The 17080-nt window shown below is 61.3% G+C and carries 15 protein-coding genes and 1 pseudogene; 5 read left to right on the plus strand and 11 right to left on the minus strand.

Going from position 1 to position 17080, the window contains the following annotated elements:
• Positions 1-8: 8 nt before the first annotated feature.
• From GQ674_RS09910 to GQ674_RS09920, 3 genes are all read right to left on the minus strand, one after another.
• On the minus strand, positions 9-1328 hold the full coding sequence (locus GQ674_RS09910) for a hypothetical protein (RefSeq protein ID WP_159496933.1): 1320 nt from the start codon (positions 1326-1328) through the stop codon (positions 9-11).
• A 164-nt stretch (positions 1329-1492) separates the two neighbouring features.
• Entirely contained in the window at positions 1493-1753 is a 261-nt protein-coding gene (locus GQ674_RS09915) for a PAAR domain-containing protein (protein WP_128097823.1), read from the minus strand.
• A gap of 105 nt (positions 1754-1858) precedes the next feature.
• Positions 1859-2737, minus strand: coding sequence for a M15 family metallopeptidase (locus GQ674_RS09920; protein WP_159496934.1), 879 nt, complete (start codon positions 2735-2737; stop codon positions 1859-1861).
• Between the two features lie 50 nt (positions 2738-2787).
• On the opposite strand from GQ674_RS09920, the gene GQ674_RS09925 reads away from it, so the two are divergent.
• The gene (locus GQ674_RS09925; RefSeq protein ID WP_159496935.1) at positions 2788-3699 is read left to right on the plus strand and encodes a hypothetical protein; all 912 of its coding nucleotides are present in this window, start codon (positions 2788-2790) and stop codon (positions 3697-3699) included.
• Positions 3700-3755: 56 nt separating this feature from the next.
• On the opposite strand, the gene GQ674_RS09930 is transcribed toward GQ674_RS09925, so the two are convergent.
• Together GQ674_RS09930 and GQ674_RS09935 are read right to left on the minus strand one after the other, a co-directional pair.
• Positions 3756-4700 carry a DUF6708 domain-containing protein gene (locus GQ674_RS09930; RefSeq protein ID WP_159496936.1) on the minus strand — a complete coding sequence of 315 codons (945 nt, stop codon included), beginning with the start codon at positions 4698-4700 and terminating at the stop codon, positions 3756-3758.
• A 71-nt stretch (positions 4701-4771) separates the two neighbouring features.
• Positions 4772-5791: a DUF6708 domain-containing protein gene (locus GQ674_RS09935; RefSeq protein WP_159496937.1), complete on the minus strand. Its 1020-nt coding sequence runs from the start codon at positions 5789-5791 to the stop codon at positions 4772-4774.
• 191 nt (positions 5792-5982) lie between these two features.
• Here GQ674_RS09935 and GQ674_RS09940 point away from each other — a divergent pair, with 191 nt between their 5' ends.
• Together GQ674_RS09940 and GQ674_RS09945 are read left to right on the plus strand one after the other, a co-directional pair.
• Positions 5983-7041 carry a hypothetical protein gene (locus tag GQ674_RS09940; RefSeq protein WP_159496938.1) on the plus strand — a complete coding sequence of 353 codons (1059 nt, stop codon included), beginning with the start codon at positions 5983-5985 and terminating at the stop codon, positions 7039-7041.
• A 102-nt stretch (positions 7042-7143) separates the two neighbouring features.
• On the plus strand, positions 7144-7341 hold the full coding sequence (locus tag GQ674_RS09945) for a hypothetical protein (RefSeq protein ID WP_159496939.1): 198 nt from the start codon (positions 7144-7146) through the stop codon (positions 7339-7341).
• Positions 7342-7914: 573 nt separating this feature from the next.
• Here GQ674_RS09945 and GQ674_RS09950 read toward each other — a convergent pair.
• The 3 genes from GQ674_RS09950 to GQ674_RS09960 are packed head-to-tail and all read right to left on the minus strand — an operon-like array spanning position 7915 to position 11011.
• Positions 7915-8991, minus strand: coding sequence for a DUF6708 domain-containing protein (locus GQ674_RS09950; RefSeq protein ID WP_159496940.1), 1077 nt, complete (start codon positions 8989-8991; stop codon positions 7915-7917).
• An 8-nt stretch (positions 8992-8999) separates the two neighbouring features.
• Complete coding sequence (locus GQ674_RS09955; RefSeq protein ID WP_159496941.1) at positions 9000-9959, minus strand: DUF6708 domain-containing protein; 960 nt, start codon at positions 9957-9959, stop codon at positions 9000-9002.
• Positions 9941-11011, minus strand: coding sequence for a DUF6708 domain-containing protein (locus GQ674_RS09960; protein ID WP_159496942.1), 1071 nt, complete (start codon positions 11009-11011; stop codon positions 9941-9943). The genes GQ674_RS09955 and GQ674_RS09960 overlap by 19 nt, the downstream gene beginning before the upstream one ends.
• Before the next feature lie 732 nt (positions 11012-11743).
• Between GQ674_RS09960 and GQ674_RS21725 the strand changes: the two are divergent.
• Positions 11744-11971, plus strand: a pseudogene (locus GQ674_RS21725) (sulfatase modifying factor 1); the annotation flags it as partial.
• Between the two features lie 109 nt (positions 11972-12080).
• Entirely contained in the window at positions 12081-12269 is a 189-nt protein-coding gene (locus tag GQ674_RS21730; protein ID WP_268893885.1) for an SUMF1/EgtB/PvdO family nonheme iron enzyme, read from the plus strand.
• A 197-nt stretch (positions 12270-12466) separates the two neighbouring features.
• Here GQ674_RS21730 and GQ674_RS09970 read toward each other — a convergent pair whose 3' ends face one another.
• The 3 genes from GQ674_RS09970 to GQ674_RS09980 form a co-directional block, all read right to left on the minus strand.
• A complete protein-coding gene (locus GQ674_RS09970; protein WP_159496943.1) occupies positions 12467-13435 on the minus strand; it encodes a DUF6708 domain-containing protein in 969 nt (322 codons plus the stop codon).
• Between the two features lie 74 nt (positions 13436-13509).
• Positions 13510-16245 (minus strand): T6SS effector BTH_I2691 family protein, encoded by a 2736-nt coding sequence (locus GQ674_RS09975; RefSeq protein ID WP_159496944.1) that lies wholly within the window; start codon positions 16243-16245, stop codon positions 13510-13512.
• Positions 16232-17077 (minus strand): DUF4123 domain-containing protein, encoded by an 846-nt coding sequence (locus GQ674_RS09980; RefSeq protein WP_159496945.1) that lies wholly within the window; start codon positions 17075-17077, stop codon positions 16232-16234. The genes GQ674_RS09975 and GQ674_RS09980 overlap by 14 nt, the downstream gene beginning before the upstream one ends.
• Between the last annotated feature and the right edge of the window lie 3 nt (positions 17078-17080).

A 17080-nucleotide genomic window follows, 5' to 3' on the forward strand; every position in this document is an offset into this window, starting at 1 on the left:
GTCCAGGGTTATGCCGCCGACACAGTGTCGGTCGACGGGTCGTTCAAAACGGGAATATCGAGGATCGCGGCCACGCGCTGGGCCGGCGCGCCCACCGACAGCACCAGTGCGGCGCTCTGGCCACGCGCGGCATGCGCATGGGCCAGGGTCAGCAGAGCCAGCGGCAGCACCGGGCCCAGCTCGCCGGCACACACCGGCACGGCCAGCGTCTGCTGGTCGATTTCAATATCGGGATTGGCGGCCACGGCCGCGGCGCAGGCCTCAACCGCCACCTGGCTGCGCTGGTCCGCATCGTGCAGCGCAAAGCCGACGCGCTCGGGCGCAATGGCCGCGTCGGCCAGCATAGCGCGGCCCAATGCCTCGGCCTGGCGGCGCGATTCGGCATTGCTGAGGCCTTCGGCCAGTTCCATGCGGTGCGGTCGCCACAGGTGCGGGGTGGGCACGGTGGTCAGCCTGGCCGAGGCCAGCAGCAGGCCCGCGGCGCCTTCGCCGGGGATCTGCCCATCCTTGTTGCGCCGGTGCAGGATGCGATTGCTGTCCAGCCACGCGGCAATGGTGCCGGGGTCCACCGCCGAGCTGCACGACAGCAGCAGGTACCAGCGTGGCTCGCCCTGGGCCAGCGCGTCGGTGACGCGCTGCAGCCGCGACCAGACATCCGCCGCGTGGCTGGCGACCGCCACGCTGATGGAGAAGCGGCGCGCGTCCAGGCCGTTGTAGACCGCCCGTGCATGCAGCCAGTCGGCGCAGTAGGTGCGCAGTGAGGCCGACCAGTCGGCCGGCACCAGCAATTCAATGGTCAGCACCTGCTCCACCACCCGCTCGTCGCGGCGGCGCAGACCGGCCACCACCCGCTCTTCGGCCACCTCAAGCTCGGGCAGCGCCAGCAGCGCCTGACCCATCAAGGTATCGGCCACCGGTTCCAGCAGCGTCATGGCGCGGCGTTCGCCGTCGCGGGTGGTGAAGCCGGGCATCTGCACCTGCACCACCGCGGTATCGTCCAGGTCCTTGTCCGCGCTGATCAGCAACGGCAGCCCGTCGCGATCATGGAAGCGCGCATCCAGCGACGGCCGCGGCGGCGCGGCGGCCATGTCCAGCAACGCATCGGCCTCGAGCATCACGCCCAGGCGCATGTCTGCGCCCAGCACGGCCACCGACGGCACGGTCCGCGTTGCGTTGGCTTCGGCCTTCGGGCGAGTTGCACTTGCGTCCCCGTCGCTGCTCGCCGCATCGACGGCTTTGTCCAGCATGCTGCGCCCGGCGTTGCGCAGCATGAAGCCGGCACCGCTCAGGCCCACGGGCACCAGGCCCAGGTAGGCGAGCATTTCCATGCCCGACGGAACCGTGCCAGTGCTGCGCCAATAGAAGATTGCGCCACCCCATGCCACCGCGAAAACCGCGATTACCGAGAACGCCTTCCCAAGTATCCCGGACATCTAGCGTCCTGCTCCCTGAGTCATCAAGCCATCCTGCTGATTCAAACCTGCGCTGTCCGTCAACCGATGCCGGTCGTGCCCTGTGACGCGATCAAGGTGGCGCCGCACGCTGTGCGGTCCCCATCACGCGCCACCGGGTTGCCGTCGACCACCACGGTGGCATCGCCACTGACGATCGTGGTCGGCCCATGGGCCACGCACACGGCCTTGTCACCGATGCGGGCCACGGGCTTGCCACCGATATCGGTCTGTCCCGATCCGGTGACCACGCTACCGCCGTGACTCAATTTATCCCCGACAACTACGAATGGTCGTGACATCAATCATGCTCCTTGATTGCTTCCGCATCCGGCGACTCCATCGCCCCCGCTACACTGGGCTGATCCGGATCGTCTGCCAACGATATCAGCTGACTGGTGAAAGTATCATCCTTTTGCCAATTCAGCTTTCTTCGCCGCGCGCGCCGCACGGCACTGCTGCGCCATCTCCACGTGCACGTAGTCCTTGATGCTGCGCCAGTTGCCGCCCCACTCCAGCCCCGCCTGCTCGGCCAGTTCGCCGTACAGGAAGTAGCCGCGCCGGGTCCACGGGTCGCCCATGTCCCATTGCAGCTTGCCGTCACGAATCGGCGCACTGTCCACCCCCAGCCCGTACTGATGGCAGCTCTGCCAGGCACCGGCGCGCGTGGCCTTGCCGCCACTCATCAGCTCGGCCTGGCGTTCGGGGCTCCGATAGCCCTCCACCAGCACCATCTCATAGCCATATTGTCGGCGCATGACTTCATAGATGGCCAGTACGCGTTGCTGCAGATCCGGGTCAATCTGACCCCATTTTCTGTCAGCCGTCACAATTTCGGGTCGCGTCTTGCGGATTTCTTCGGTTGTGAAGACTTCCGGCGGCGGCGGCGCCGGCGGGGTCAGGCGCTCACCGCGGAGGAGCTGGGCGACCATCGAGCCCGACTCGGACAGGTCATCCCCTCGGAACTCGTCGAGCACCACGTTCTGCCGCGTCAGCAGAATCACCGCCGGCGGCACCAGCAACAGGAAGCCGGCCGCGGCCAGCACCATCCAATGCCGGCGCAGCGCGCCCTGCGCCGCACCCAGCTCTTCACGCACCCCGCCCTGCAGGCGATCGGTGCGCTGCGAGACCCGCCGCCCCGCACGACCGGCAGCGTTCCCCATCCGCCCGAACACGCGCCCCAGCGCGGCCTGGATGCGTTCGAAAGACTCTGGAAACATCAGCACCCAACCGACCGCGGCCGTGACCAGCACCAGCAGCACCGCTCCCCCGATAATGACGACCACCGATCCTCCATGTATTGTTCGTTGTTGACGGTCCTGCCCCAGTCACTAGAATGGGGCGGTTCGCTTTCGGCAGATGCCGACCCAACAAGGGCTGGATGCACTTGAATAATGGCGGAATAAATCGACCAAGTCTGCTCTCAGGGGGAGCGCAGACGAAGAACGCGGCACCGGCAACGGGCCGCATCCTGGCAGACATGGAAGGACGTCCGGTCGCCGGCGCTGCACGCGCCGCCGCAGCCCCAGGCACCCGATCACGTCGATGGCTGTGGCTGGCACTGCTGGCAACGGCAGTTGTCGTGCTGGGCGCGTTCGCGGCATGGCGCCTGTCTGCCGACAGCGGCGAAGAGCCGATGGGCTACTCGTTGCCACCCGAAGCCAGCGTCCATCCGACGTCGACCCCGGAGGCAGCGTCCACGCCCGGCGGCGCCACCATTGTCGATGCACCTGTGGATGCCAACGGCACGGCGCCTGCGGCAGATCCCCTGGAAGGTATCGGCGCTGCGGCAGAACCCACACCGGGTGCGCACGCTGCGGCCGCCACTGCAGCGGTTGCGACTGCGCCTGCTGCTGCAACTGCAGCGGCCGCGCGCAAACCGGCCGCTGGCACTGCGGCTGCACGCACCGCGCGCGACAAGCCCAAGGGGGACGAGAACCTGCTTGGGACGCTGATGGGCATCATCAAGGAAGACGAAAAGGCCAAGCCCAAGTCGAAAGCCAAGGCCGCCCCGGATTCCATGGACGCGCTGATTGCGCAGATCCAGGCCGAGGAACGCCAGCAGGCCGCCGATGCCGACAATGTGTTCGACAACATCAGCGGCCGCAATGCCACCGCGTCCACCAAGTCGAATATTCAGGCCAAGCTGCGCAGCTGCGGCAGCGCCACCACGACGGCCGGCCTGAACTGCCGCAAGAAGATCTGCGCCGCGGCCGCGGGTAAAGACCCGGCCTGCCCGGCGATGTGAGGTCGCGCTGCGGCGGTGGCCGCAGCGCTTGATCCTGCTACTGAAGCCGCGTGCACTCAGGACGCGCGACCGTCCGCCTTCTCGTCGAACTGACCGATGTACTGCGGTTCCGGCCATCGGTGCGGATCTTCGGCATCAATGACCGATTCGTCCAGGATCCGCTGCGGCCACACCGGCTGCCGACTGCTCTTCAGCACCAGCCAGCGGCAGGCCACCAGCGGCAACAGCACCGGCATCAACAGGCCACGCAGGGGCAACAGTGCTTGCCCCAGGCTGATCACGACGGTGGCATGGCAGTTCTTCCAGGTATCGGCAACCGACAGGTCCACCTGGGGCTTCGCTGGCGCGTCGAGCACGGACGCCGGGCCTTCATCCATGTAGCGCCGGATGAATTCCCAGACCTCCCGGATCTTGTCTTCGTCATGGAAGTAGTGGCCCACCGCGAAGGTGTGCCGGATGATCTCGCCGTCCAGCACGTGGCAGCGGATATCGCGCAGGTACCGCTCGCCCTTGCCCTCCCCCACATGGAAATGCGCCTCCTCCCAAGGCACGCTGATGACCGCGTCCGGCCCGCCATCCGTGTAGGCGTGCACCATGCGGGTGCGCCGGTTGAAGCGGATCGGGTAGTACTTATAGGTGAAGAAGTCACGGCGGAGAATGAGCCAGTACAGCAGCGCGAACTGCACCAGCAGAAGCAGGGCGAACAACACGTAGGCCGGTGCATCGCCTGACGGACCACCAAGCACCTCGGGCACCCGGTTCGACCACCTGCGCAGGCCCCAGGCTGCCAGGCCCGCGTTGATCAGCAGAACGGTGGTCGTGAGCACCATGCCGCGCAGCCTGAAGCGACGGTCGATCATGTCCATGTAGGTCGAATTCAAGCGGATCAAGCACAGACGCTGCCTGCTCCGGCCCGCATGAGAGCGCGACAGCGTTGCATAACGCTCTCGCGGATCCATTTCACGATCCACCTTGAACGCTCTCATCCAGCCGGTGTACATCGTCGCATCTCCTTTGCGGCCGCCTATCCCCCGACGGCCAAGCCTATCCTGTCGGCCAGAAAAGCCGCGCGTCAACGGAACAAACTGGACAGGGCCTGGTCGTGTTGCCGGGCCTTCGCTTCCGCATCCCCCCAGTACGCCATGAACGCGGCCTCACCCTTCTCGCCCCCCGGCAGCCCCCCGTAGACCGCCGGCTCACGGAAGACCGGTGATGTCGAAGGAGGCGCACACGCGGCGTCGACCGAGCTCGGCCAGATCGGACGGCGGCTGGTGGCCAGCGCAATGTAGCGGCAGAGGCCAATCACGATGAGGAAGGGCGACAGGATCCAGCTCAGCACCCCGGGCAGCGCAGCGAAGGGGACGACCAGCGCGTTTTTCACTGACACACGCGAGGAAGCAAAGATGCCCAGCGGCGGAAATGGCAAAGCAGCAATGCCCTCATCCATGAAGCGTCGGATCATCTCCCAATGCGCCAGCACGATGCCCGGGCTACCACCGCCATCGGAGCCGATGGCCACCGTGTGGATCACCCTTCCGTCGCGGAGGATGTGCATCCGCAGGTCGTAGGACCGTGCGTTGTTGGCTGCGCTGCTGCCGTCCTCGTGGATGAAGAAGAAGGCCTCGTCGAACGGCACCTCCACATACCCCTTGGCACCGCCGGTAAACACGTACACGGTTCTGTTGGCACGGTTGAACCGCACGGGATAGTGGGTATAGCGGAAGACATCCTTGAGCACGAAAAGCTTGAGTACCACCAACGACGGCAGTCCGAACATAAGCGCCACTATCACGATTCCCCAGAACACCGGCTCTACCTCGCCATGTGAGCTCTGCAGGAAACCATAGATTCCCAGCGCTCCCAGCGTCACACAGAACAGCGCGAGGAAGCCACCGCCCAGCAGCGCCCAGCCGCGGAGCAGGAAGAACCGATCAAGGTACTCCAGCCGGGTCGCATCCAGATGGATCGCGCCCTTGTTAAGGGGATCCAGCCGCGGAAGACCCTCGGCACGCAGATCCGCCTTGCGTTCTTTTGGCAATAGCTCCCGCCCGAGTTTGTAGGGGTTGATCAACCAGCCGGAGAAACTGCCCATGCGCACTCCTTTGTTTGGTTGCCGGCGCAAAAGCCCGGGACAGATGCTCAAGCCTACATGATGCCTGCGAACCCCATCTCCAGACGAGAGAATCACCGGATGACATCGCGCCCCGCCCTGCCATTGACGGAAACCGCACGTGAGACATAATCCGGCCGATGCCATGCATGGCGCCCAATGAGACCCCATCCGTGAGTGAACTACCGCCATCGGAGATCCATGAAGGGGAGCTGCCGCTGCGCAGCAACGCCGAGCCCGGCAGCGTGCGGGACATCATCCGCCTGGATGAGGAAATGATGGTGTGGTCCGACGATGGCGCAGCGGCGGTCATCGAATCGATCATGCCCTTCTTCGCCATTGCAGGCGTGATCATCTCACTGGGGGGCATCGGCGCAGGTGTTTCGGTGCTGAGCGACCCGATGGACAGTTTCGGCATGCGCGCACTGAGTGTATCGCTGGCTGCACTGTTGGCCGTCGGTGGCGCTACGGGCGCCTACTTCGCCTGGCGCATCAGCTTTGGAAGCAAGCACAGCGACGTCTACTTTCTCAGGAAGCAGCGCAAGATCTTCCACTACACCAACAAGACGGCGTTCGTTCTTGATTGGGACAACGTCCGTCCGAACGTGCGAATTGGCTTCGGCCCGCCTCAACTGGGTTCACGCCCCTTTGTGGCGCTGGAACTGGTGGAGTACCTCAAGAACGACCCGCAGACCTGGCGCGCGCGCTTCGTTGTGGAGGCACCCATGCCGGGGCGTGAGGCATGCCAGCAGAGCTGGGAGCTGATCCGCCGCTACATGGATGAGGCGCCTGCAGCGCTCCCCATGCAGACGGTGGTGAATCCGCGATCATGGACGTCAGCGCTGCTGGAATTTGGCCCCTTGTCCGGGGGTGGCGACGCACATGGGTTCATCCAAGGGTTGCGGGATCACAACTGGCAGCCCTTCTGGAGTGGGGAGCATCTCCTGGCGGTACTGGTCTGGGTCGCGTTCTGGCCAGACCAGGTATTCCGGATGGCGTACGCACGCTTCAGGCCCCGGGTGCCGCTGCCGGCATCGCTTGCGGGGGTGTCGGCTGGCCAACAAGCCAGTGGGGCGTCGCCGTACGCCATTACGCCAGCGTCGGCGGGCGAGCTGCGCGGCAGGCGAAAAGCCGCCCTCATCGTTGCCATTGTCTGCGGGGCGTGCACGCTGATCAGCGTTGCCGCATGGTCAGTGGTGGCACGGCAAATGCTGCACGCGGTATTTGGCTGAGGCGACCACGCGACTGGAACACCCGCATTTGGCCTGCATGACCACTCGACGCTCGCACCGGTCCGGCTTACTCTAGCCGCCCTCTGAAGCTGGATGCATCGAGTGAACTGGACCTGGACTTACATCGTGTACTTCGTGCTGGTCATGGCGATCTGCTATGGCTTTGTGCGAGCGGTTTACCGCTATCTGGGCCGATTCGCCGGGTGGCAATCACCGCTGAAGCGACTGCTGGCCATCAGCCCCGTCCTGCTCGCCATGCTCTTCGCGCTGTCTGGTTTCCTGTTGGTCGGGCTCCGCTGATTCCCTGGAGACGGCGACGCTGGAGCCGCCAGCCCTAGGCCTGGCGGCTAACGACGTGTTGCCGTACGAAGGCTGTACCCGCGCAGTGCGAGCGCCTCCATGACAGACAGCCAGACATTGAATCCCTTGACCGGATACCAACGGTCCACGAGCTCAATGCGGGTCGAGTTGAATTTGACAAAGGACAACCCGATCCGAGGTGCGACACCCGTAGATCGGGTCGGATCCAACTGCGCCATCCTCTCTGCCTCGGTCAAGGGGCGATTGACCGGGAACCTGAGATTTCGTGCATCGATACCCGCGTAATCCATTTCAATCCCTCAAGTCCCCTTGCCGCCCCTCTCTCTGCGCAGCGCTATGCACAGCGGTTCTCTGGCCGCACACTCGGGAGGAGAGTCAGCGACCGCCGCCCAAAATTACCCAGGAACTTTCGTGAGTGCCCGCTATCCTTACACTGGAGTGCGCATTGTCCGTCACGACCCGCATCAACCAGGCGCCACCGGCGCTGGCTGCGTAGAGCCCAGCCTATGCGCGCGCGCGCCATGTCGCCCGTGAGCAGTCATCGCCTGAACCCTAGAGCCACGGCGGGACACCTAGAACTGCAAACATCGTTAGGACAAATATCGTGGAGATGCCACCGAGCACCATCCAACGCCGTCGCATGTGCGGCAGCGCGTTCTCGTTGGCCAGGCGTTGTGCCGGTGTTGGTGCACGAATCTTGTAGGCGCTGGAATCAACGGGCAGCGCCATTTCTTCCGCAATCTCTTCGGGCCACTGAGGTCGAGGCGCCGTACGGGATATCCATAGTCCAGCGCGCTCGAACCAATACATGGTGCCCCCGACAAAGCCAACATAGAGCCTCGAGAATATTCCGGGAACCACACGGTGGTTCTCATCAACCAAACTGCCAAAGAGAAAGCGGTCCATGCGCGCCAGATCCGCCTTCGGATCGTCTATTGCAGGCAGCGCCTCAACGGGCGGAAGCTCCTCTGGCGTGCGGTCCATGTAGCAACGGATGAACTCCCAAATTCGTTCCGGCGTCTCGATACTACGCTGCGGCTGTGAAAGCGGCAGGTACCAGCGAATACGGCGACTACCCGGCACGAGGTCGACAATCGCCAACACGTATGCTGTCGATCCACCTGCCGTGCTATACATCCTGGCAATCATGCTTACCGGCTGAACATCATCGTAGGGCAGGGAAATCCACCCGTCCTTTCTATTCATCCAGTAATAAAAACGACGAAACTTCTTACTGAGTACGACAGGGGGCGACACCTTGCTGCGAAGGGAGATATACGCCCAGCCGAAGAAGCCAGACCCTAGAAATGCGATTATGATCAATGCAAACAGCTGCTCAACAACAAACCCTGAGTCATTGTACAGGCTATCCAGGATCAAAGCGGAACCAAGCATGCTTAGAATGGCAAATCCAATTACTGAGCCAAACACTAAGCCAAAACCTCTATTCGATGCTTGAAGATTTGGAGTAAACAGAATGTACCTATCATTCACAGACTGAAATGCCTTCGCCGAAGCTGGCTCCAGACCTACGGAGCTAGTCTTCGTATTGAGCAGAAGTCCCCAATACCCTCCCTTCTCAGGAAGCTCTTTCATCCCGAGGACGAGATCACGCACTGCCTTCTTCATATCGCCCCTTACCTCTCTAGGCGTGCACAGCCATCAGATGCCGTGAACTCATGGAACTGTCCGACATACGCCGGCTCTGGCAACTGGTGCGGATCGGCTACGTCGACGCTGGATTCTGCCACCACGTACGCCGGCCATTGAGGCGCTTTGCTGCTCTTCAACACCAACCAGCGGCAAGCTGCCAACGGCACCAACAACGGCATCAGCACCGCGCGATAGGGAAGCAACCCCTCACCCAGGCTGATGATCACCGTGAGGTAGCAGTTCTTCCAGGTATCCGCCACGGACAGGTGCAACTGCGCCGACGCAGGCACGTCAAACACGTGCTCCGGGCCTTCATCCATGTAGCGCCGGATGAACTCCCATATCTCGCGGATCGTGGCGGGATCGTCGAAATAGTGGCCGACGGCGAACGTTTTCCGGACCATCTCCCCGTCCATGACGTGGCAGCGAATATCCCGCAGGAACGTCTCGCCCTCACCGTGTCCCAGATGGAAGTACGCGTGGTCCCACGGAACGCTGATGACGCCGGATGGGCCGGCGTCGGTGTAGGCGTGCACCATCCGGGTGCGCCGATTGAAGCGAATCGGGTAGTACTTGTAGGTGAAGAAATCACGCCCAAACGTGTAACGCCACATGACGGGAAACTGGCCAATGAACAGCGTCAGTATGATCGCGACCAGCCACCCGTCGATCTGGCCGTCCGGTCGCGCGTTCGGAACCCACATCGCCAGCAGCCATATGCCGAACAACGCCATCATGGTGCACACCAGTGTCCCCACCGTTGTTGCCACCATGCCGCGCAGCCGGTATCGACGATCAACGACGTCCATGCAGGTGGAATTCAGGCGGATCACACAGTGGTGTTCGTTGCTACGCTCACTGCGATTCCGCGGCAGTGCCTCATAGCGCTCTTGCGGCTCGAGCAGCCTGTCTACCTTGAACTTCCTCAACCAGCCGGTGTACATCGCTCACGCTCCAGCATTAAATGGCTTTTTTGGCGGCGCCGCCGATGCTTGGATCCCTTGCTCGGCTTCCCCTTTGCATCTGTCAGGGCCAAAGCGCTCAACTGTTCATGGGTCAGCGCGGGGCCACCGAGACTGGCAAGAATGTCCCTGCCCCACACGGGTTCCCGTTTCAGGCGGTAGCTGAGATAGCGTACCAGCCCCATGTAGGCGGTGAACGGCAGGAAGAACAACATGCCCACGCCAGCCATCCAGGCCAGAATTCCTTTTCGCCGCCACGCGACTGCGCGATCGTCGAACAGGGGTTGAAGCAACCAGAACGAGGGCCAGAACGCGACGCCCCAGTCCTCATAAAGGCTGTCCATCAGCGTCCAGGCAGCCCCCTCATAACGCATGAAGCGTCGAATATGCTCCCAGCGCTGAACCGGGGATTCAAGATCGCCGTAGCCGAAGCTGGGACCCACCCCAAAGCGCTGCACCACGTCACGCCCACCCGGTACGTCGGTAATCGCAAACACCAGGCCAGACTCCCGTCGTGAAATCTGACCGGTGAAAATGGTGAACTCCACGACCTCCGCGCGGACGCATGACCAGTCGTACGTGTCTATCTCGTATCGGCTATTACCCCACAACTTCCATCCCCACTGCCACCATGGCAGACCCATGGCCTTGAACACATACACCTTTCCCAAGGCACGGTTGAGCAGCACCGGCTCGTAGCGGAACCCCACCCAGTCCACCTGGATGAACAGCAACGCCAGCCATAGCAAGATCACGACCATGATCAAGGGCAGCCACCAGCCGTTGCTGATCCCCATGATGAGCATCGCGATCGCCAGCGGAAGGGCCAATAGGCCGAAAGAGCTCAGGTAGCCCCGCATGGCGCCCAGCTGATCCACGAACGCCAGGCCGTCCGGGTAAACACGCACTACCCCGCCCCCCGTATTAGCGCGATGACTGCTCTGCACGCTAGCCGCGGGCAGCAGGCCCACGGCCTGTCCGTTTGGCGGGTTCAAATCATCCGGAAATGCTCCGGCTTGCTCGTCCGATTCCAAGATCACTCATTCCATTGTGCGATATCAACTCATTATCTCCGCTTTCCGGCGAGCTTTCAGCCAAGCGCGGCATCGGCCAGCGACCCGAACACGCTCACCCAGAGCACCGTTCCGATGGCAAGCGCAGCCGGGATGCATCTGCGCGCAGGCGCGACCGCAGCCGCATGCCTACGCGCGGGACATCGTAGCGTGGCGCGGCCTGCAGTGCGTCAAAGCGCTTCAGTCGCCGCACCAAATGCTCTCGCCATACGGCCCCAGTGAAATCCGGGCGGCCCGCGATTCCGGCATCTGCCACGGCATTGCCAAAGCAGTGCTGAGCACACTGCCCGCGCCTACCAGCGGCGACCACGGTCGCTTACCAAGCCATTGCGGTGCGAGACTTGGAAAGGTCCAGATGCTCAATGCAATGCATCCAACCGGATCTGGTCGGCACGAACGGGTAGATCTGGCCGCCGCCCACCGTATTCACTACGCGGACGGTCCGAAGGAAGGGCCGCTCCATGCCAGTTGCTACCATTAGACTTTACCCGGTCAATGGAATTTCGCATGCCCTTGAATCGCTCCTTGCTGTTGGCCCCACTGACATTGATGCTGATGCTGGGGACGGCAGCTTGCCATGCGGACGATGGAATGCAGGCTTCGAGGGGTCCAGTTGGTTCGGCTGCGGCTATCGATGCCCTGAAGGCCAAGACCAGGAAACAGCTGGTGGACGTTCCCGGCGGCTCATTCCTGATGGGCGACTTCGGCCCTGTGCACAACGAGGAAAAGCTGCCCTATACCGGCGCCTTCGATGATGATGTACTGCGCACGGTTGAGCTTGATGGGTTCCGGATGCAGGCCTGGAAGGTGACGTATGCCGATTTTGATACGTACTCCGATGCGGTTGGTCAGCCCCGAGTGGCACAATCCAAGGTCGACCAGAGCTACCGCCATCTTCCGGACATCGCCGCCGGCGTCAGCTGGACGCAGGCGGTGGCGTATTGTGAGTGGATCGGCAAACAGATCGACATCCCCATGACACTGCCGAACCGAGGCCCAGTGGGAATACGCAGCCCGGGCAGGTGGAAAGATGCGCGTCTACGCTACCGACAATGGCGAGCTGGACAACGGCCGCAACGTATCCAGCATCGCCCAGTACAATGCGTTCGCGAGCAAGCATGGTCAGCGTACTTACGTAAGCTCACTCGGCGCGTTTCCACCCAACCCGCTAGGTCTGTATGACATGGTCGATCATGGCAGGGAGTGGGTCAGTGGATAGCTATCACCCACATCGCTGGGTTTGTATTGCGACAGAATATCCACTTGCTTGAACACGGAATGTCGGCCTGATCATCGCAATGGCAATCACACGCCCCATCGCCTATTCCGTGCGTCGTCGGTTTCCGATGCCACTGGGGGCGAGCCATTCGAACCCCACCAATTGGCTCGAGAATACGTCGCCGATACAGGCGCCGGTTAAAGGCGCGTGGGCAGAGGGAACATCGAACTCAACTCCTTGTCCACCAGCCTTGCCCGTGCCTCCGCCTTCTTCCAGTAGTCCATGAATGCAGCCTCGCCCGCCTGCCCGCCCGGAAGATCGCCATACATGACGGGTTCCTTAAAGACCCGCCCACCATTAGCAGGCCTGCACTCGGCGTCAACTGCCTTCGGCCAGACCGGGCGCTTGCTGGTACCCAGGGCAATATATTTTGTTATACCAATCAAGATGAGAAAAGGGGACAGGATCCAGCGAAGTGGTCCATTGAACACGGCAAAAGGAATAATGAAAGAATTCTTCAAAGACACGCGCGAGGACGCAAAGATACCCAGCGGAGGGAATGGCAGTGCGTCCAGACCCTGATCCATGAATCGCCGGATCATCTCCCAATGCGCAAGAATGATGCCGGGACTTCCACCACTATCAGATCCGATGGATACAGTGTGAATAATCTTCTCATCCTGGAGCACGTGCATCCGCAGGTCGTACACCGGCACAGTGTTCCCACCCGCACCTGCATCTTCATTGATGAAGAAAAAGGCATCATCGAATGGCACCTTCAACGTCTGTCGCGCCCCACCGGTGAAGACGTAGACCATCCGATTGTCCCGATTGAATCGAATCGGATAGTGCGTATAGCGGAAAGCGTCCTTGAAGAAGAACGCCTTCAGTGCATACAGGGCAGGCAACCCACACATCAGCACCATGATCGCAATGCCCCAGAATACTGGCCCAACCTGCCCCTTTGAGCTCTGGAGAAAACCATACGACACAGCGGCGGCAAGCGCCACGGCGAACAGCGCGAAGAACCCACCTCCTAGCACCCCCCAGCCTCGAAACAAGAAGTATCGGTCGTGATACTCCAAGCACGTGCCATCGAGATGGATAGCGCCCTTGTTCAATGGATCAACGTTCGGCAATCCATCAACACAAAGATTGGCACTCATCTCGGCATGCGAGACGGGCCTATTCAACTTGAAGGGCTTTATCAGCCAACCAGACATGCTACTCATTAATCTTCCTAATTTGACTGCAATGCGACATAAGCCTTTTCCTGATCCTCCATGGATTCAAACTGGCCGTGATTGTGCGCACCGAATGGCGTCATGTTGATCCAGACTTCTATCTTGTCGTCGCGAATTAAATTGATAAGGTATTCACCAACAAACCCTATGATTGCAAGAATTATCATTATGACGAAGCCCACGCCTGCGGTAATCGTACCGAACAATACGCAGAGTGCCACGATGGTCCCACCCAAGGCAGTTGCCCCGAACAGGATTGCCATGGGAATGTCACCGCTCTTGGCCGCGTCGTAAGCCTTCCAGCCGTCCACGACGGCGCCAAATATTGCCCCGAGCGTACCAACCATCTTGCCCAGCCACCCGATCACCATCGACGTTGTCGTCAAGTCCACTGACGCAATGCGCACGGCCCTCGCAACCTGTCCGTAGGCGGTTCGTTCAAGCGCGATTGCTGTCAGCTCGACACTGGTACCCGTCAGTCCCAGCAACGCACCACTCAACGCGATGCCGCGCCGCCACTGACTACCCTGCTTCTCATCATCCAGTTTCGAGAACGCATCAGCAGCATTCCACGTATCAAGCAGAAGCCCAACAACCCCAAAGCCCACATCGGCTCGTATGTTCATGCTCGCAAACGACGCCGCGCGACTGCGGACGACTCCTCGCAACTGCTCCTCACTTAGCAGGACGCCATCGAGATTGGCGATGTTCGTGTTGCGAAGAGCACGCATCGCGTCATCATCCCAGTAGACAGCCCACTGAAACACCTGCCGATTGCGAGCATTGCGCTGTCCAGTTGCCGTCCTTGCGCCGGACCGCTCTGAAAGCTCCTGCTGGAGGTGGGCATCAACACGCTGACGAACGCGCGCCTTCTCTGCGGTCGACTGCCCAGAACTAAGCGCTTCGACAATAAAGTGCGCCAACTCTGCCTCGGAGGCACGAATTGGAAGGCGGGTAATCTGGCGGCCGGAAACAGCTCCCATCAGCGCCATCATTCTGTATCTGACGGCTACGCTCAACGCCACACTCGCCGCACCCTTCTTGACGCTTTGACCTGCTTTCGATAGCGCAGTAATTATAGCGCCGGCCGTCTCGTGCATGAAATTGGCCGCAATGCCAGTGGGAGTTGTCCACTCAGATGCGGGCGTTCGAGGGTTTTTCTTTTTCTCGTCGACATAGGCAAATGCTTTGAGAATATTACTCCAGGCACCTGCATTCTTTGCCAGATCCAGACTAGGACCTGCGCCTTGTTCAAGATACTTTGCGACTTCACTATCATTGAGCACCAACGCACGCATTGTGATATTGCGCTTCTCGTCAAAACGACCATTGAGATCTTTGAGTAGCGCAACTGCAATTTCGTCATGCGCGGACACACCTTCCACGCAACGCTGGACGATGACAGTAAAGGCACCACCGCCCGCGTCCAATCTCTCGTGGTGATTGCAGACCAGCCAGTCCCGCAGGAGGTCTGACTGGTACCAACGCACGAACGCAGTGGCAAGAGGTGTTAGATGGCTTGCGGTGAACGCTTTCGTATCCCTTTCAAGATCGGCTTCGAACTTGGTGACTTTCGCCTCCGAGTAGTCGTCGCTGTATCGGCCCCACGCCGAGTCCCGGGCCTTTCGATCCTGTTCGGCCGTCAGGGAGTCGGGCATCTTGATGACGCCAGCGGCATAGAGTTCAGCTGACGCCTTGCCAGTGACTGCTGATGACCTTCGATCCCGCAGCTCCTTTGCTGCCGCCTGGTCTTCGATGGCTTTTCGAAGGCCTTTAATGCCCGTGGCTGCGGCGAGCTTCCAATCGCGGTCATCACTGACCTCAAAGTCTCGCACCAACTCCCGCATCAAGGCCGACACGTCCTGCGTAAGACCGGCGGGATCGTTCAAGGCCAGCATCATTGCCGGCACCTCCGGAGACGCCTTCCTGACCCACTCCTCCATGCCAACAACCTGCTGTTTGCAACGGCGGAATGGGAAGGTGGTGAAGTCAAACGCAGGGTTGCCGGCGATCGTCACCCCCTCGAGATTGACCTGCTTGATCATCTTTCCTGTCGCTGGGTCAAGCACCATCTGCGACGCTGGCTGGCTCGGGTCTCGAGGCTTCGCGGCCGGCTCCTCATAGGCGAACTCACTGACCAGACGCTTGGCCTCGCTCACTTCTCCGGTGTGATCGAAGCGTGCGCCGCCAACCCATGCTTTCACATCAACCGAGCGCATGTGCTTCTTCCGCTCGGAGGACAGCCGATTACGCTTCAGTACCTCCGGTGCCCAAGGTGCCTCACTGTAACCAAACCAAACCTTGCCAGCCCTCGACGGGTCAGGGATGGTGACGAACCGCGCCAGCTGCGAAGTCGCCATGCGCGCACAGCTGGGCGCGAACTCCTCCATCGGCGGCGCATCGGCGTGCACATCAAACTCAAGCAGGTAGGCATCCTCCGTGACGAAGTACCCCTTCCATTCGCCGCGGGCCTCGTTGAATACGTAAAGATAGCCCTGCCGTGCCAGTCGCAGGGTGTATTGAGCACGCGCACCCGGCAAGACGATGTCCTTGACGCCCGCGCCGAATTTTCCTTCCAGCGGCGGCATGGTGAATCCTGCCCGCACATCGGTACGCGCAAGCGAGTAACGCAGGGGAAGAATGGGCAGACCGCGCTGGTCGCACATCTGGCATTTCTTGCTCGGATCGCAGGCCCCAAGGCCACCCGGCTGTTTGGTGTCAGTTGTTGCCACGTTCGTCCAACTCCTCTGCATTCAATTCCATTAATTGGCTGTACTCGTCCATCCATGCCGACAAGTACCCGCACTCCCCCGCGACAGCCAGATCGATCATCCTTCGCTCCGCAGGCTGGTCATGCACCTGGGGAGATCTGACAAGCGAGAGGAAGGCGAAGAACTCCACATCTTCATCGGTGCTCAAGCCAAGTGCCTGGGCCCTCATCATCTCGTTGAACGCGGCCCTTCTTGATGCGTCGGTGTCCTGCACCGGGGAGCCGTCGCGCGCCAGCCTGGCAAAGACGCGATTGACCGACCCCGTCATGGACAACGCCCGCATCTGCTCGATATCCAGGTCAAGCCGTTGCGCGGCCGCTCGCTCACTTGTACTGGCCGTCCAGCGCTCACTGCCAGGCACCGGCCAGGACCAGTGGCTGATTGGGCCCAACAGGACGTCGATCTGGAGAGGTTGCAGAATCCAGCGAAGGTTGAGCCACACCCGCGGATCGTGCAGACGCAGCCACATCGCTTCGCCGCCGATCTTCTGCACCATCGCGCTCTGCACATGCCTGGCTACCCGGCTGGGCGACGCCTGGCTCCGCAGCAAGCCGCAGAAGGGGGCTTTGTTGCGCGCGCTCCCATAGTTCATGGTCTGATCCAACCGATACAGACGATCATCCTCGTCCAGTTCGGCCAACGCGATCAGCCGCGGCATGTGCTTTTCTTGTCCCTTCAGTGCATCCGGAACAATCGGCTCACTTGGCCAAAGCGCTACGATGTCAGCATCGATCTGCATCGGATTAATCAACGCGAAATCTTGGGACATGAAGAAGCGGTGGCTGAACTCCATGCA

This window comes from Stenotrophomonas sp. 364, assembly GCF_009832905.1.
GTDB lineage: Bacteria > Pseudomonadota > Gammaproteobacteria > Xanthomonadales > Xanthomonadaceae > Stenotrophomonas > Stenotrophomonas maltophilia_AP.

Bases quoted from the DNA above. Each gene is read 5' to 3' on its own strand.
- GQ674_RS09910 (WP_159496933.1), bottom strand. From the start codon at position 1,328: ATGGAAATGCTCGCCTACCTGGGCCTGGTGCCCGTGGGCCTGAGCGGT.
- GQ674_RS09915 (WP_128097823.1), bottom strand. From the start codon at position 1,753: ATGTCACGACCATTCGTAGTTGTCGGGGATAAATTGAGTCACGGCGGT.
- GQ674_RS09925 (WP_159496935.1), top strand. From the start codon at position 2,788: ATGGGGCGGTTCGCTTTCGGCAGATGCCGACCCAACAAGGGCTGGATG.
- GQ674_RS09930 (WP_159496936.1), bottom strand. From the start codon at position 4,700: ATGTACACCGGCTGGATGAGAGCGTTCAAGGTGGATCGTGAAATGGAT.
- GQ674_RS09935 (WP_159496937.1), bottom strand. From the start codon at position 5,791: ATGGGCAGTTTCTCCGGCTGGTTGATCAACCCCTACAAACTCGGGCGG.
- GQ674_RS09950 (WP_159496940.1), bottom strand. From the start codon at position 8,991: ATGAAGAAGGCAGTGCGTGATCTCGTCCTCGGGATGAAAGAGCTTCCT.
- GQ674_RS09955 (WP_159496941.1), bottom strand. From the start codon at position 9,959: ATGTACACCGGCTGGTTGAGGAAGTTCAAGGTAGACAGGCTGCTCGAG.
- GQ674_RS21730 (WP_268893885.1), top strand. From the start codon at position 12,081: ATGCGCGTCTACGCTACCGACAATGGCGAGCTGGACAACGGCCGCAAC.
- GQ674_RS09970 (WP_159496943.1), bottom strand. From the start codon at position 13,435: ATGAGTGCCAATCTTTGTGTTGATGGATTGCCGAACGTTGATCCATTG.
- GQ674_RS09980 (WP_159496945.1), bottom strand. From the start codon at position 17,077: ATGGAGTTCAGCCACCGCTTCTTCATGTCCCAAGATTTCGCGTTGATT.